Annotated in this window: 15 protein-coding genes; 9 read left to right on the top strand and 6 right to left on the bottom strand. The window is 53.6% G+C overall.

The genetic code is table 11. The annotated features are described in order from the left end of the window. The first annotated feature begins 3 nt into the window (after positions 1-3). Positions 4-633 carry a Chromate resistance protein ChrB gene (locus EL645_RS26470; protein WP_126553795.1) on the top strand — a complete coding sequence of 210 codons (630 nt, stop codon included), beginning with the start codon at positions 4-6 and terminating at the stop codon, positions 631-633. 19 nt (positions 634-652) lie between these two features. On the opposite strand, the gene EL645_RS26465 is transcribed toward EL645_RS26470, so the two are convergent. Next, on the bottom strand, positions 653-871 hold the full coding sequence (locus EL645_RS26465; protein WP_126553793.1) for a hypothetical protein: 219 nt from the start codon (positions 869-871) through the stop codon (positions 653-655). A gap of 31 nt (positions 872-902) precedes the next feature. Further along, entirely contained in the window at positions 903-1,694 is a 792-nt protein-coding gene (locus EL645_RS26460; RefSeq protein WP_126553791.1) for a COG4280 domain-containing protein, read from the bottom strand. 262 nt (positions 1,695-1,956) lie between these two features. On the opposite strand from EL645_RS26460, the gene EL645_RS26455 reads away from it, so the two are divergent. The 5 genes from EL645_RS26455 (at position 1,957) to pgi (ending at position 7,752) form a co-directional block, all read left to right on the top strand. Continuing rightward, complete coding sequence (locus tag EL645_RS26455) at positions 1,957-3,060, top strand: extracellular solute-binding protein (protein WP_126553790.1); 1,104 nt, start codon at positions 1,957-1,959, stop codon at positions 3,058-3,060. After that, positions 3,033-3,713: an ABC transporter permease subunit gene (locus tag EL645_RS26450; protein WP_126553788.1), complete on the top strand. Its 681-nt coding sequence runs from the start codon at positions 3,033-3,035 to the stop codon at positions 3,711-3,713. Before EL645_RS26455 ends, EL645_RS26450 begins: the two co-directional genes overlap by 28 nt. 44 nt (positions 3,714-3,757) lie before the next feature. After that, a complete protein-coding gene (locus EL645_RS26445; RefSeq protein WP_126553786.1) occupies positions 3,758-4,927 on the top strand; it encodes an ABC transporter permease in 1,170 nt (389 codons plus the stop codon). Beyond that, a complete protein-coding gene (locus EL645_RS26440; protein ID WP_161977708.1) occupies positions 4,869-5,966 on the top strand; it encodes an ABC transporter ATP-binding protein in 1,098 nt (365 codons plus the stop codon). Before EL645_RS26445 ends, EL645_RS26440 begins: the two co-directional genes overlap by 59 nt. 154 nt (positions 5,967-6,120) lie before the next feature. Beyond that, positions 6,121-7,752, top strand: coding sequence for a glucose-6-phosphate isomerase (gene pgi / locus EL645_RS26435; protein WP_126553783.1), 1,632 nt, complete (start codon positions 6,121-6,123; stop codon positions 7,750-7,752). A gap of 134 nt (positions 7,753-7,886) precedes the next feature. On the opposite strand, the gene EL645_RS26430 is transcribed toward pgi, so the two are convergent. Further along, positions 7,887-9,158, bottom strand: a complete 1,272-nt coding sequence (locus EL645_RS26430) for a glycosyltransferase (protein ID WP_126553781.1) — start codon at positions 9,156-9,158, stop codon at positions 7,887-7,889. Positions 9,159-9,522: 364 nt separating this feature from the next. Then, positions 9,523-9,702: a hypothetical protein gene (locus EL645_RS26425; protein ID WP_126553779.1), complete on the bottom strand. Its 180-nt coding sequence runs from the start codon at positions 9,700-9,702 to the stop codon at positions 9,523-9,525. 38 nt (positions 9,703-9,740) lie between these two features. On the opposite strand from EL645_RS26425, the gene EL645_RS26420 reads away from it, so the two are divergent. Next, a complete protein-coding gene (locus EL645_RS26420) occupies positions 9,741-10,232 on the top strand; it encodes an arsinothricin resistance N-acetyltransferase ArsN1 family A (RefSeq protein ID WP_126553777.1) in 492 nt (163 codons plus the stop codon). 17 nt (positions 10,233-10,249) lie between these two features. On the opposite strand, the gene EL645_RS26415 is transcribed toward EL645_RS26420, so the two are convergent. After that, positions 10,250-10,969, bottom strand: a complete 720-nt coding sequence (locus EL645_RS26415; protein ID WP_126553775.1) for an MgtC/SapB family protein — start codon at positions 10,967-10,969, stop codon at positions 10,250-10,252. A gap of 405 nt (positions 10,970-11,374) precedes the next feature. Here EL645_RS26415 and EL645_RS26410 point away from each other — a divergent pair, with 405 nt between their 5' ends. After that, the gene (locus EL645_RS26410) at positions 11,375-12,184 is read left to right on the top strand and encodes an aldo/keto reductase (RefSeq protein ID WP_126553773.1); all 810 of its coding nucleotides are present in this window, start codon (positions 11,375-11,377) and stop codon (positions 12,182-12,184) included. Positions 12,185-12,279: 95 nt separating this feature from the next. Here EL645_RS26410 and EL645_RS26405 read toward each other — a convergent pair whose 3' ends face one another. Next, complete coding sequence (locus EL645_RS26405; protein ID WP_126553771.1) at positions 12,280-13,191, bottom strand: LLM class flavin-dependent oxidoreductase; 912 nt, start codon at positions 13,189-13,191, stop codon at positions 12,280-12,282. A gap of 508 nt (positions 13,192-13,699) precedes the next feature. Between EL645_RS26405 and EL645_RS26400 the strand changes: the two genes are divergently transcribed. After that, the gene (locus EL645_RS26400) at positions 13,700-14,419 is read left to right on the top strand and encodes a DUF998 domain-containing protein (protein WP_126553769.1); all 720 of its coding nucleotides are present in this window, start codon (positions 13,700-13,702) and stop codon (positions 14,417-14,419) included. Positions 14,420-14,442 lie beyond the last annotated feature (23 nt).

Raw genomic sequence — 14,442 nt, 5'->3', positions numbered from 1 at the left:
GACATGGATCAGCATCAATATATGTTGTTAATTTATCAAGTCCCCAGCCAGCCTTCAGCAGCACGCGTGAGTGTCTGGCGTGAACTTAAAAAAATTGGGGCACTCTACCTCCAGCAGAGTGTCTGTATCCTCCCAGCCACCGATGCTCTGGTGGCGGCCTTGCAAAAAATCACTGAGCGCATCACCGAACTGAGTGGTACCTACCATCTGCTTCCCCTCCATACCTTGCCTGAAGCGGAAGATAATAAGATCGTTGATGCCTTTATTGCTCAGAGCAATCTGCAATATGATGAGATTATTGAGGATTGCGATGTCAATTTTAGTAAAGAGGTCGAGTTTGAGACGTATCGCCAGAACTTTACGTATGCCGAGGCGGAGGAGATTCGCCAGGATCTAGATAAGATCCGTCGCTGGTATGATCGTGTAGTTGAGCGCGATCTCTTTGGGGCTGCACGCCGCGATGATGCTTTGCGCAGCATCGAGCGCTGTGAGAAGTTGCTGGAGGAATTTGAGGAGAAGGTCTTCCTCAGACAAGAGGAGGATGAATCACAAGATCCATCCTCTGAAGATGCTCGTAAACGCCTCCACCCTCGTCGCTCGGAGCGCCGGGGAGGCCATAGCAAGCCACTCTAGCCGGTCTGCCACCGCCGGCTTAGCTTAGCTTAGAACGGTGGCCTCGCACTTCCCGCGTGAGGGTGAGCGTCAAGACGACCAGGGTTCCAATAATCATGATTATCCCGCTCGCCCCACGCAAGCTTGCCAGCCCACTCACCGTGTTGAGCAGAACGAGAATCAGCAAGGTGAGGATAATCCCGATCAGGATTATGATATCCCCCACCAAAAAGTTATAAATGGCTTTGATGACATTCATCTATTTTTTCTCCCTCTATGCCTGATGTTCTCTACAAGCTGGTTTGTGCCCCGGACCGGGTGCTGATGGCGCGCTTCTGGCTTTTGAGCCAGCTGATCAAGCCAAATGAGGCCAGCAGATAAATGGCTGCCAGGATCAAGATGAAGGCATCCGACAGGGGCCAGTCATAGTGAAAACCTTCGACCGCCCAGAAGGTGCCGAAAGTGGTCAACATAATACCTACGATGAATTTGAGGGTATTCTCAGGAACCTGCCGGAGCGGCGCACGTACCAATGCTCCCAGGATAATTACCAGCACGCCCGCAACGGCCGCACCAATGGCGGCTGAACCGATCCCGCCCAATCCACATTGGGTAACACAGGCCTGTGAGGCAGCATTACTCCCAAATGTGATGACGATAAAAGCTACTTCCAATCCCTCTAACAGAACCGACTTGAAGGCCAGCAGGACCGCGTAGGGCTGCAATTTAGTCGTAACTTCGCCACGCGCACGCAGCTCAGCCATATTCTCTTCAAAAATAGCTTCCTCGTCGTGCAGGGCCTTCAGTCCGCTATAGCGCAGAATAGCTTTCTTCAGCCACTTTAAACCGAATAATACCAGTATAATACCAACCACCAGGCGCAACACATCAATAGGTACATATCGCACCAGCGCGGTGCCAAAAATCGCCACGATCACCGCCAGACTGACGGCTGCCGCCAGCGTTCCCACCAGCGCACTACGCCAGTTGATCGTCACACCAACCACCAGCACAATAGTAAACGCCTCAACAAATTCTACAGCCGATGCAAGAAAGGCGGCCACTGTAATCGCCCACTCCATGCTCTCACAACTCCTTGTACTCAATACAGACCACGAGACATACATCATTATTTTTTCTCGCTACAATCATTGTAACACATTTTATTTGTAACAGCTGCTAAAAATAGCAAGTTTTCAAATGTAACAAGAGTTTACAGTCATTTAACTCGATCTTTACCAGTTATTAAAACAATCCTTATATGCTTACACGCAGATAGACTTACCAGTATATCTAAACACAAAAATGTATTTTTAAATATCTAAACAGAGGAGTTATACTCTGATGCGTGATTCATTACAGCAGGCCCGTGTCCTGCTTCGTCCTCAAATGAGGCTCTTCTACCTTCTGGGTTGTGTGCTTGCTTTGCTGGCCGCCTGCGGCTCCCCATCCCAGTCATCTTCTAGCAACAGTAGCACTGGCAGCACGGCGACTTGCGATAAGAGTACCGGCCTGACACTTTATTCGGCCCAGGGCTATGATTCAGACGCCGCCAAAGCTTTCCAGAAACAGACTGGCATTGCGGTGAAGCTGGTCGATGACAGCACCGGCAATCTTCTGGCCAAGATCTCAGCAGAACGCAATAATCCACGCTGGGACGTGGTCTGGTTCGATGGCAATGTGACCATGCAGACCCTGGATGACCAGAACTATTTGCTGAAGTGGACCTCACCCAGTGCTAGCAACTATACCGCTCTGGGAACGCAAAATACTCCTTCTGATCATGCCTATTATCCAACCGGCGTGACCGCTGCTGGCGCGATTGTCTACAATAAAAAACATATTCCAGCCGCTGGCCTGCCCAAGGATTGGAGCGACCTGACTAAACCTGCTTTTAAAAACTTGCTGGCCGAGAATGATCCCGCTTATTCTGGTCCTGCCTATCCGTTTATTGCTGGTATTGCCCAGTCTATGAAGGGTGAAGATCAGGCCAAACAGTTCTTCCAACAGCTGAAATCCAATGGAGATAAGATTTTCCAGACCAATGATCCTACCCTCAATAGCGTTGAGACCGGGGCTCGCGAGTTTGCGATCATCCAGGACTCTGCTTACTACGCTGCGGTGAAGGCTGGTCAACCACTGGGTATCATTTATCCAACCTCGGGTGTGGCTGCGCTGCCGAGTGAGATCGCGGTCTCTGCCCAGAGCCGCCACCAGGCTTGCGCCAAACAATTCGTGAACTGGGTCCTGTCCGCTCAGGGTCAGAGCGTGATGACCCATCATGATCCTACCGATGGCGATACCTACTTCATTGATATCATCAATGGTGTGACCCCGGTCGTGACACGCCAGACAGATGGCATCAATATGATAACGTTGGATGTGCCCAAATGGGCTGGAGTTGAAACAGAGTTGAAGCAATGGTTCCACGACAACATCGTCCAGTAGTGGCAGATGCTCAACAGGAACAGGGTATGGTCGCGCGCGCGACCATACCTGTTTCTCGTTTTAGTGCCATCAGCCTGCTGCGTATGGGCAGCCAGGTCTTATTGATTGGGGTGCCACTGCTGCTCCTCTTGCTGCTGGTCGTCTATCCACTGGCAGCGATTATTCTGCAGAGTGTCTTTCCCAATCTCTATACACCTGCACCTAATTTAGTTCCTGGTTGGGATGCGCTACAGGCGTTGACGCGCCAGTCTCACAACTATCTGGCCTTCCTCAATTCGCTCTGGCTGGGATTAATCACGGCCCTGCTGGCCTGTATCCTGGGTACAACGCTTGCGCTGCTCTCGCGCCGTACCGATCTGCCGCTGCGCCGGGCCATGGATACGCTGGTCTGGATCGTGTTCTTTACGCCCTCTTTCCTGGTCGGTGAGGCCTGGTCGCTGGTCTTTATTCGCGGGGGCATTCCCGATCAATATCTGCATTTTTCGGATGCGTTCATCAATACCTTCTTTTCACCGGTGGGTGTGGTGGCGATCCTGAGCCTGAAGTCCTTTCCGTATGTCTATATCTCGGTTACGGCGGCCCTTCACTGGCTTGGTTCGGAATTTGAGGATGCCGCGCGCATCTCGGGGCTCGTTCCTGGCGGGCCTGGCTGACGATCAACATTCCCCTGCTGCTGCCAGCCATTTTCGCGGCTGGCTTGATCGCCTTTGCCGAGGCTATCTCAGACTTTGGGACGGCTGCGACGATTGCGCAAAATTCCAATGTGACCTTGATTACTTATCAGATCTATAGCGCTATCAATACTTCGCCGGTCGATTTCTCGCTGGCGGCAGCGCTCTCGCTGCTCCTGTTTATCGCGATCGCGCTGGCGATGCTCATCCAATCGTCGGTCCTGCGCACGCGCTCATTCCAGGTTATCAGTGGCAAGAGCCGGCCCGCGCGTACACTTGAGTTGGGGGCCTGGAAGTGGCCTGCCACCATCTTCTGCCTGCTCATTTTCATTGTCGCCCTGGTGATCCCGCTCAGCATGTGTCTGCTACTCTCGCTGCTGCACGCCTTTGGTCAGGGATTGGTGCCGGGCAACTGGACCCTGGATAACTATCGCACGGTCTTGACGCGTAGCTCGGATGATCTGGATGCGCTGACGCGCACGACCTGGCTGGCCCTTGGCAATGCGACCATTACGTCCCTGATAGGCTTTCCGCTCGCCTTTGTGATGCGCTATACACGCCTGCCTGGACGCAAACTACTCGGGATGGTGACCCTGCTGACGATCGCGGTACCAGGATTGGTGCTGGCCTGCGGCTATATCTTTGCCTGGAACGCTCCTTACCTTGAATATGTGGGTATCGGGGGCGTGGATGGTATTCAGTTCTATGGTACGGTCTGGATTCTGCTGGCCGCTTATATGGGTGGCAGCCTCCCCTACGCGACGCGCCTGAGTATGGGTGCGCTAGAGCAGGTGGGACAGACGATGCTGGAGGCGGCGCGCGTCCAGGGTGCTGGCCTCTTCCCTTTATTAACCAGGATCGTGGCCCCTTTGCTACGTGCCAGCCTGGTCTCGACCTGGTTGCTGGTCTTTACCGGCACGATGTTTGAGCTGGCCACTTCGGAATTGCTCTATCCGCCTGGACAACCCACGATGCCAGTGCAGATCGTGGCGCTTTTTAGCAATTTTCAAATGGGACCCGGCATGGCGCTGGCGATGTTAAATGTTGGGGTGGTTACCCTTGCCTTGCTGGTTATTCGCTTCCTGCCATGGCTGCTTAGCCGCTTGCTTCAGTATCAGAAGAGGAAAAAGAATGTCTATGTATCTACGGATCAAACAGCTGAACAAAACATACGGATCACGGCAGGTAGTCTCTGATCTGGACCTTTCGGTGCGAGAGGGCGAGGTGCTCTCTCTGCTGGGCCCTTCGGGCTGCGGTAAAACGACCATCTTGCGTATGCTGGCCGGCCTGGTTACGCCCGATAGCGGCTATATCGAGGTGGGCGATCGTGTCTTCTTCGATGGTAAAAGGGGCCTGCCAGTGGAAGAGCGCGGACTGGGCATGGTCTTCCAGGATTATGCCCTCTGGCCACATATGACGGTGGCCCAGAATATTAGCTTTGGCTTGCGCCTGCGTCGCATGCCTGGCCGCCAGATCAAGGAGCGCCTGCAGACCTTATTGGAACTGGTCAATCTGCCCGGCTATGAGCAGCGCTATCCCTATCAGCTCTCGGGCGGTCAGCAACAACGTGTCGCGGTCGCGCGCGCGCTGGCTACCGAGCCTCGCCTGCTCCTGCTGGACGAGCCGCTCTCCAGCCTGGATGCGGCGCTACGCGAGACGATGAGCGCCGAACTGGTACAACTCTTTAAGCGCCTGAATATTACAACCATCAACGTCACCCACGACCAGAACGAGGCCATGACGATGTCGGACCGCATTGCGGTCCTGCGCGATGGCAAGGTGCAGCAGGTCGGAACACCCACTGAGCTCTACCTGCAGCCGCAGAATGCTTTTGTGGCCTCCTTTATGGGTCAGGCTAACATGCTGCCGGGTGCCCTGGTCGTCAACGACAACGAGGAGAACGGCACTTCCGGCAGTCTTCAACTCCTGGATGAAGAGATCTACCTCTCGGGCCAGATCAGTGCTGAAGCTCGCGCACATAGCGGCTCCCACAACTTCGTCTGCCGCCCGGCCAACATCACCATCATACAGGAGCTGCCGCCAGCACCACACCAGAACATCCTGCCCGGTCAGGTTGCTCAAACATTTTTCGTCGGCGGGCGCTGGCGCACCCACATCAAAGCCGGTAGCCAACAACAATACACCATCCAGGCCTTTACCGACCAGCCACTCCAGCCCGCCCAGGCCGTCTGGCTAGAGTTCCCGTCAACCCAAAGCCTGATCGTCCCCGTCTAACCGTGCGTGCGGCCTCGCGGCCGCTTTTCCCTTCCTTTTGCATATCCTTGTGCTTGTAGCGCAGGCCGGCGCGGCATCGTGTTAAAGAGTGGTATACTCACAGAGGTCAGTTATTTTTGCGACCAGAATTTTTTGTTGAAGAGGAGATTAACAGATGTCAACTACATTGACACAACAACCCTCCTGGAGGGCTCTCGAAGCACATTTCCAAAAGGTTCGCGACCTTCACCTGCGCACTCTTTTCGCCGAAGACCCCAAACGCGGTGAGCGTTTTTCGGTTGAAGCCGAGAATATCTATTTTGATTATTCAAAAAATCGTGTTACCGATGAAACGATAAAATTACTTCTTGAACTGGCTGAGGCGGTTGGCCTGCGCAATCGGATCAATGCCATGTTCAGCGGTGAGAAAATTAATATTACTGAGCAGCGCGCCGTCCTGCATGTGGCCTTGCGCGCCCCTAAAGGCTCAACCATTATGGTCGATGGCCAGAATGTGGTCCCCGAAGTCCATAAAGTGCTGGAGAAAATGGCGGCCTTTTCCAATCGCGTCCGCAGTGGCGAGTGGAAAGGTTTCACCGGCAAGCGCATTCGCAACATCGTCAATATCGGCATCGGTGGATCGGATCTCGGCCCACACATGGCCTATGATGCCTTGCGCTACTATAGCGATCGCAATCTGACCTGCCGCTTCGTATCCAATGTGGATGGCACAGACTTTGCTGAGGCGGTCCATGATCTGGACCCTGAAGAGACGCTGTTCATTGTGTCTTCAAAGACCTTTACGACCCTGGAGACCTTGACCAACGCCCGCAGTGCCCGCGACTGGACCCTGACGAAGCTGCACGATGAGAAGGCGGTAGCCAAACACTTTGTGGCCGTTTCGACCAATGCCAAAGAGGTGGCAAAGTTTGGTATCGATACCGAGAATATGTTTGAATTCTGGGACTGGGTCGGTGGCCGCTATTCCTATGATTCTGCGATCGGTCTCTCGTTGATGATTGCGATCGGACCCGAGAATTTCTACGATATGCTGGCCGGCTTCCATGCCATGGACGAGCATTTCCGCACCACACCGTTCGAGAAGAACCTGCCGGTCCTGCTGGGCTTGATTGGCATCTGGTACAATAACTTCTTTGGCGCGGAAACCGTGGCCATCCTCCCCTACGATCAGTACCTCGAGCGCTTTAGCGCCTACCTGCAGCAGCTCGATATGGAGAGTAACGGCAAGCATGTCGATCTGGAAGGGAATACCGTTAACTACCAGACCGGCCCGATCATCTGGGGCCAGCCCGGCACCAATGGCCAGCACGCCTTCTACCAGTTGATCCACCAGGGCACCAAGCTGATCCCCTGCGATTTCATTGGCTTCTGCCAGACACTCAATCCAGTGAAACCTCACCACGATCTATTGATGGCCAACTTCTTTGCCCAGACCGAGGCGCTGGCCTTCGGTAAAACCGCGGAGGAGGTGAAAGCCGATGGTGTGCCTGACTACCAGGTGCCACACCGCACGTTTGAAGGCAACCATCCAACCAATACCATCCTGGCTGATCGTCTGACACCCAACATGCTGGGCAAACTCGTCGCGCTCTATGAGCACAAAGTCTTTGTCCAGGGTACCGTCTGGAACATCAACTCGTTCGACCAATGGGGCGTTGAGCTCGGCAAGGTGCTGGCTAACCGTATCATTCCAGAACTGGAAAGCGCACAGGAGCCAGATCTCAAACACGATAGCTCCACCAACACCCTCATCAGCCGCTACCGCGAACTGCGCAAAGCTGAATAAGTAGTCTACACCCAAGCAAAGGCGAGCTCATTCTATTGTGTGAGAATGAGCTCGCCTTTATTTCGTTCGCTTCTTAGAATGGTGAGGATACTGGGCCGCCCTACCGGGGTGGCAATTGGCCGCTGAGGGCCGAACTATCCGATAGTAACTATCAGTTTTACTGCCTGTTCAACTCCATTTTCACTCCTTATGCGCGCCCCGAGCTCACTGGCCCTTTGCCGCATCTCCTGATTGTGTATGGCAGTATTGAACAGTTCGGCCAGCTTTTTTGCGGTGAGCTGCTTGCGACTGATTGGGCGCGGCCCTACTCCGGCGCGGGCAACCTGGTGACCCCAGAACCATTGGTCGGAGATGTAGGGGACGATGATCGTTGGAACACCCGCCTGCACGCTGGCCGCGGTCGTCCCGGCACCTCCATGGTGTACGATAGCTTGCATCTGTGGAAAAAGCCAATCATGCGCGACCACATTCGTGAGATAGAGGTTGTCCGAACGTTTTTGTGCGCTATAGGCGTGTTTATCTACCAGGAGAATACCGCGTTGCCCGGTCTGTGTCAGGGCCTGCTCGACCATCTCGATTGTCTCGGCTGGCCGGTAGGCGCTCATGCTACCAAAACCAATATAGATGGGGGCGGGACCCGCATGGAGGAAATCGACCAGCTCACGCTCAGGCTGCCATGCCTCTGCATGCTCAAGCATCCAGAAACCCGTGATATGGATCTTCTCACTCCAGTCGACGGGTCTGGGCACCAGCAGTGGGCTGTATGCGCAGAGGACGAAATCGGCGACACCGGGCAGGTTGGCATAAAAAGAACGCTCTAAAGGTGGCAGGTTGTAGCGCTTTTTACGTACCTCGTTGGCCGCTGGCAGAAACAGCATTCCGGTATATTGCTGTGCCATCACATGTGACAACTGGTTCATGGCTCTTCCAAGCAGCGCGGGCTTTTGGGGTAGCCACGGTGATGTGGGCTCCGCCATAGCCGCCGTCGAGAGCAACATAGGCTGCAACATGCTCATCACCAGTCTTTTATTATATTTCTCAGCCAGGGTATAACCAATGAGCAAGCCTATATAAGCTACAACTATAGTGTCCGCATCCTGGCATGCCTCATGCGCACGCTGCATATATAGTGGAGTAAAGGCCGCAAGGTTAGAGGCAAACAACTGGGCGAAACGATAGGGATTCGTGCCATTGGCCAGCAGCTTTTCCCCGTCTTTCGTCTGGAAGAGCTCCTTTGGCTCATCATCAAGCGCAAAAAAGGGGATACCATAGCTGCGCACTAGCTCTGCGAACGATAGGTGGGTGGCGAGTCGGATAGAATGTCCTGCATTCATCAATCCCTGACTCAGGGCAATATAAGGAACAACGTCACCACGTGAGCCAATAGCAATAATAGTGATTCGCATAACATATTACCTCATATCATCATAAAACAGGTCCTTTCATATACTAATACTCATGAGCTAATGAATGCAAGCTCTCCACTGTAAGTAGCGGCTAAATTCATATAATCACCTCCTGAGGAGTTTCTCAGAATGTGTCTGATCTTCATGATCACCGCGCTCTTCACGCCTGAGTTTGAGCGCCAAAGGCGCTCAAGAAGTATTCTTGTGTGGTGCAAAAAAGTGCGCCCAGCGCGCTTTTTTGCACCACACAAGAAAAAAAGGTCGTGCGCTGGCGCGCCCGACCGCGTAAGAGTGGCACGCTTCTCATGATGATGGGAGTAAGCCATATTCTCAATTACAGTGTGCTTTCTACTATGGGTTGACGCTATCTGTGGTTGAGTATATAATCTTTGACCATCGGGCCTCTCTGCACCAACCAGCCAGGCAGGCCGCGTGCAGGGCTGCAGCCAGTAAGCCCAATCACTTCACTACTACTGACTTGATCCATCAATGATCGACGTTCTCGCTGCCTATCGGCGTGGACAGAGACACCCGGCGCGCCCATAGACAGAACTGCTGAAAACGACAGGGAGGGATGAGCATATGGAGATTCGCGAGGCCATATATGAGGATGCAACGACCATTGCGTCTATTTATAATCAAGGGATCGAGGATCGGTCGGCGACGTTGGAGACACAACTGCGCACACCGGCAGAGCGTGCCGAGTGGCTGGCAACGCGGAGCTCGCGCCATCCGGTCCTGGTGGCGGTCGATAACGCTGGAGCCGTTGTGGGCTGGGGCTCGCTCAATCCTTACAACCCTCGGCCAGCCTATCAGTATGTGGCGGATTTCTCGGTCTACGTCGCGCGTGAGCAGCGCGGACGAGGCATTGGGGATGCGCTACTGAGCGCTCTGGAGATGCGCGCGCAGGCCCTTGGCTACCACAAACTGGTCCTGGCGGCCTTCCCAACTAATACATCGGGGATGCGCCTGTATAAGCGCCACGCTTTTCAGGTGGTTGGCATCTACCACGAACAGGGCATGCTCGATGATCGCTGGGTTGACGTTATCGCCATGGAAAAAATTCTGCCCTGATGCTGCAAGAACAGTTTCTATTCAGGCCCCACACCTTTTCGGGTCGATGATTTGATGCTCTGGACGCCTTTAATGACACGTATCCGGTCAAGGGCTTGCATTAATGTACGGGCATCGCTGGCACGACAACCAATCTCCAGTGTCCGTACTATCTCCTGCTCTAATTTCTGGCTGTGGATATCAACCCGCTCTATGTCTATATGCAAATCATTCAGGATATCATAAATTTTTCCGACCACAGTACCTTCTTCATCGCTGTCGATGCGGATAAATAATTCCTGCATGTGATGGCTCTTGTAGGGCAAAAATCTGGCTTCCACATAACGCATGCCAATCAGGATAAATAGGGCCATGATAGTGGTGACAGCGGCCTCTAGCAGGAAGCCGATGCCGCAGGCCATGCCGATGGCGGCCACTACCCAGACGGAGGCGGCGGAGGTGAGGCCCCTGACTTTTTGGAGATCTTGCCGGAAGTAGATGGCTCCCCCGCCGAGGAAGCCAATGCCGGCCACGATATAGGATGCGATACGCGTTGGATCGAACTGCACATGGGGCTGGTTGAGCAGGTCGCGGAAAGCATAGGCGGATATGATGGTGAACAGGGTTGTTCCCAGGGCCACCAGGGAACTGGTACGTACACCCGCATTGTGATCGCTATATTCTCGCTCCCAACCAATAAGTCCACATAATAGTATTGAGACAACAAGCCGGAGCAATATTTCTGGAAATGTGATCATTTCTCAACATCCCTCTTCTTCGATAATGCTGATCTTTTTTGAAACCATTGCTGCTTCTTGTACGAGATACAAGCATACAGCGAGCAAAAAGTTAATGGGATAGGCATTCCCTCCCATTTCAATGCTACTCGCGTTTCTATGTATTGGAGGTTATTGCGTATGCTTACCACTCGCTACACCAGTCCTTCTCGCTTCCGCTCTCATTATATTCCATTACATAATCCTCTAACTTTTTTTCTCCCTTGAGGATACTCTGGAGTTACTATGTATGCTACTTCTTTGCGCTGGCCGCTCTCTACTTTTTCTCGCTTCGAACGTTTAGATGCATAGTTGAGCTATTTTTGCGGCGTGGTAACGGGATGGGGGACGCTGCTAGGGTACGCCGCTATAGAAAGGCGTTGTTGTATGGACTATCGTGTTTTAGGCACAAGCGAACTGCGGGTACCGGTAATTGGCATGGGTACCTGGCGTACCTTTGATGGACGTGGTGAGTCCGCCCTTAAAAATGCGCGCATGCTGGTTGATACTGCTCTATCTCAGGAAGTGTCGTTTTTTGATTCGTCCCCTATGTATGGATCGGCTGAACAGGCACTCGGTGAGGCGCTGCGTGGACGACGCGATCAGGCCTTGGTGGCCACCAAGGTGTGGGCACGTACCCGCGCTGAGGGACAGGCCCAGGTGAAGCGGGCCTTGAGCTTTTTTGATGGTTACGTCGATGTCTACCAGATTCATAACCTGGAGAACTGGCTGGAACACCTGGCCTTGCTGGAAGGTCTTAAAGAACGGGGACAGGTGCGGGCAATCGGGGCCACCCACTATAGCTACTCGGCCTTTAATGAGCTGCGGAAAGTGATTAAAACTGGTCGCATTTCGGTGATCCAGATTCCTTATAATCCACTCCAACGGGAAGTTGAGAAAGATATCTTGCCGCTGGCCGCCGATCTGGGTCTGGGAGTGATCGTGATGCGCCCCTTTGGGGAGGGAAGCCTGATGCGCCTTCCTCCATCTGAACAGGCATTGAAGCCTCTGGCCCCATTTGGGGTGAAGACGTGGGGACAGGCACTGCTGAAGTGGGTACTGAGCGATGAGCGTTGCCATGTGGCTATACCAGCCACCACTAAAACTCAACGTGTCATCGAAAATGCAGCGGCCGGTAATCCCCCCTGGTTCGGCCCCGAAGAGCGCGAGCTGGTCGCTCGCCTGGCTACTGCCTGATTCCCTGCCTTCGACCTTAAAATCACGCCTTTCTGGTGCGCACGTTGTTGATTAGTGCTAATCAACAACATGCGCACCAGAAACTTTAATTTGCCTCAGGCGTTGAGTTTGGGAAAGACTTCCTCGACCAGCAGGCGTAGCGAGGTGGTGTCGGGAAAACTTTCGGGCTTCAACATAAAGTAGTCTACACCCAGGTCAATAAATGGCTTCATCTGCTCGATGATCTGGGTAGGCGTGCCCACAAAGGGATTAGGTGAGCGGACCAGCTTCATGTCGATGTCGGCGGGATTGGTTCCTTCAGGCACACAGTAGCAGCCGCCAAACCAGGTGCGCCGCAGGGTGGCTGGATCTCGTCCAACGACGGCGCAGGCCTCTTCGCTGGCTTTGACCTGCTCGCGATAGCGATCGATACCGACCTGAGAGACGTTCCACCAGTCGGCGTGCCGGGCGGTGAGCCGTAGCATGCGCGGCTGCGAGCCACCAACCATAATGGGTGGCACCGGCTCCGGTTTGGGCTCACAGTAAGCATCCACAACCTGGTAGTGTTTCCCTTTAAAAGTCGCCTGGGGCTCCGTCCAGAGCGCCTTAACGATCTTCAAGGTCTCGTCCAGTTCCTCGACGCGCGTTCCGGCCCCGGGGAAATCATAGCCATAGGCCTGATATTCCTCCTCATGCCAGCCGGCGCCAATCCCGAGCACAAAACGCCCGCCGCTCATAAACTGTGCGGTCGCCGCCATCTTCGCCAGCAAGGCAGGATTGCGGAACGACTGGCAAAGCACAACATGCCCAAAGTCGAAGCTGGGATAGAGTGCCGCCATATACGCCAGGGCAGTCCAACCTTCCAGCAAAGGACTACCCTTAAATTGCACATGATCAATAAACCAGATCGAATCAAAGGTCCCAACGACTACGTCCAGGTTCTTCTTCAGTAGCTCCAGAAACGTTTCACGGGACATTTCATCACGTGGACCATTGGGCAATGCCAGCCCAAGCTGAATACGTGTCATTATACTTCCTTTACCTTATATAAAGACGCCTTCATAATAAGACAGTATCGCACATTCTTCGCCTCCTAACCTACCCACTCGCCCCCCTCGCACTCTCTATCTATGCGCTTTCACACCTGCGGAGCTCAAAACCCATTTTTATGACGGAGGCCTGAAACTATGCTCAAAGCCAGTTTTATGATGGTGAGTCGAAACTATGCTCAAAGACAGTTTTATAATAGAGAGAAGCTATGCTCAAAACCCGTTTTTTTATGATGGAGAGTCGAAACTGTGCCAAGCACAGTTTCGACTCTCCATCATAAAAAAACTATTCGGGCGCGCATGCGCACGTACACAATAGAAAGAACGTTTCCCAAGAACGCTTCCATAACGGTCAACATCTTAAACTTTGCTCAAGACAAACAACATATCCACCGCGCACACACTGAACGCAATATGGTGCAGTGGAGAGAATATGAGCAGGCGGCAAGAGTTTTTCTCCAGGCCGTAAGAACAGGAGCAAGTAATCATGGCCATTATGCAAAACGAGACAGCTTCCCGTCATACAAGCAGGGCGCTTCCTACCCCACTTCTACTGTGGCTTTCGTGCAGCACGCTAGCATCGCTGCTTTTTACCACCACCTACCTGATCGAGGGTGCGACCCGTCCGGGCTACAGTACCTTGCAGCAATCTATCAGCGCCCTCAGCCTCGGCCCCGGCGGCTGGGTGCAGCAGGTTAATTTCATCATCTTTGGCCTGCTCATCCTCTGGACAGCATTCGCCTGGCGCAAAGTCCTCACTGGTGGCAGAGGGGCAACCTCGTATCCGATCTTCCGCGTTCTCGAAGGCCTGGGAATCCTTATGGATGGCTTCTTCTCACAGGACCCCACACAGGGCTACCCTCAGGGAGCCGTCCTCACGCCGCCTACCCTGCATGGAACCCTCCATGTGGTCTTCGCATTCATGGCCATTACCTCTATTGCCTGCGGCTTCTTTGTCCTCGCCTGGCGTTTCCTCAAAGAGCCCCATTGGCGCGGTTGGGCGGCGTACTCGCTCATCACCGGCATCCTGACTATCGTCTTTATTACCCTCTTTGGCATGGCCAATGGGCAGCATAGTGAGATAGCTGGACTCTACGAGCGCCTATCCACCGGCCTTGGTACACTCTGGGGCATCCTGTTCCTGGCTCGCTTATGGCTGGGGACAGGCTTTGGAGCCTACCAGCACCCAACCAATCCCAACCAGTAAAAACAAAAAAACGGGGAATCCTC

Source organism: Dictyobacter kobayashii (assembly GCF_003967555.1).
In the GTDB taxonomy this organism is placed as follows: domain Bacteria; phylum Chloroflexota; class Ktedonobacteria; order Ktedonobacterales; family Ktedonobacteraceae; genus Dictyobacter; species Dictyobacter kobayashii.
The sequence above is the reverse complement of the archived record's forward strand: the minus strand, read 5'-3'. Positions and strand labels throughout refer to the sequence as shown.

Excerpts from the sequence above, each read along its gene's own strand:
- EL645_RS26455 (WP_126553790.1), top strand. The coding sequence starts at position 1,957 with ATGCGTGATTCATTACAGCAGGCCCGTGTCCTGCTTCGTCCTCAAATG.
- EL645_RS26415 (WP_126553775.1), bottom strand. The coding sequence starts at position 10,969 with ATGATCACATTTCCAGAAATATTGCTCCGGCTTGTTGTCTCAATACTA.
- EL645_RS26400 (WP_126553769.1), top strand. The coding sequence starts at position 13,700 with ATGGCCATTATGCAAAACGAGACAGCTTCCCGTCATACAAGCAGGGCG.
- EL645_RS26450 (WP_126553788.1), top strand. The coding sequence starts at position 3,033 with ATGGTTCCACGACAACATCGTCCAGTAGTGGCAGATGCTCAACAGGAA.
- EL645_RS26410 (WP_126553773.1), top strand. The coding sequence starts at position 11,375 with ATGGACTATCGTGTTTTAGGCACAAGCGAACTGCGGGTACCGGTAATT.
- EL645_RS26470 (WP_126553795.1), top strand. The coding sequence starts at position 4 with ATGGATCAGCATCAATATATGTTGTTAATTTATCAAGTCCCCAGCCAG.
- EL645_RS26405 (WP_126553771.1), bottom strand. The coding sequence starts at position 13,191 with ATGACACGTATTCAGCTTGGGCTGGCATTGCCCAATGGTCCACGTGAT.
- EL645_RS26420 (WP_126553777.1), top strand. The coding sequence starts at position 9,741 with ATGGAGATTCGCGAGGCCATATATGAGGATGCAACGACCATTGCGTCT.
- EL645_RS26460 (WP_126553791.1), bottom strand. The coding sequence starts at position 1,694 with ATGGAGTGGGCGATTACAGTGGCCGCCTTTCTTGCATCGGCTGTAGAA.
- EL645_RS26430 (WP_126553781.1), bottom strand. The coding sequence starts at position 9,158 with ATGCGAATCACTATTATTGCTATTGGCTCACGTGGTGACGTTGTTCCT.
- EL645_RS26425 (WP_126553779.1), bottom strand. The coding sequence starts at position 9,702 with ATGGGCGCGCCGGGTGTCTCTGTCCACGCCGATAGGCAGCGAGAACGT.
- pgi (WP_126553783.1), top strand. The coding sequence starts at position 6,121 with ATGTCAACTACATTGACACAACAACCCTCCTGGAGGGCTCTCGAAGCA.
- EL645_RS26440 (WP_161977708.1), top strand. The coding sequence starts at position 4,869 with ATGTATCTACGGATCAAACAGCTGAACAAAACATACGGATCACGGCAG.
- EL645_RS26465 (WP_126553793.1), bottom strand. The coding sequence starts at position 871 with ATGAATGTCATCAAAGCCATTTATAACTTTTTGGTGGGGGATATCATA.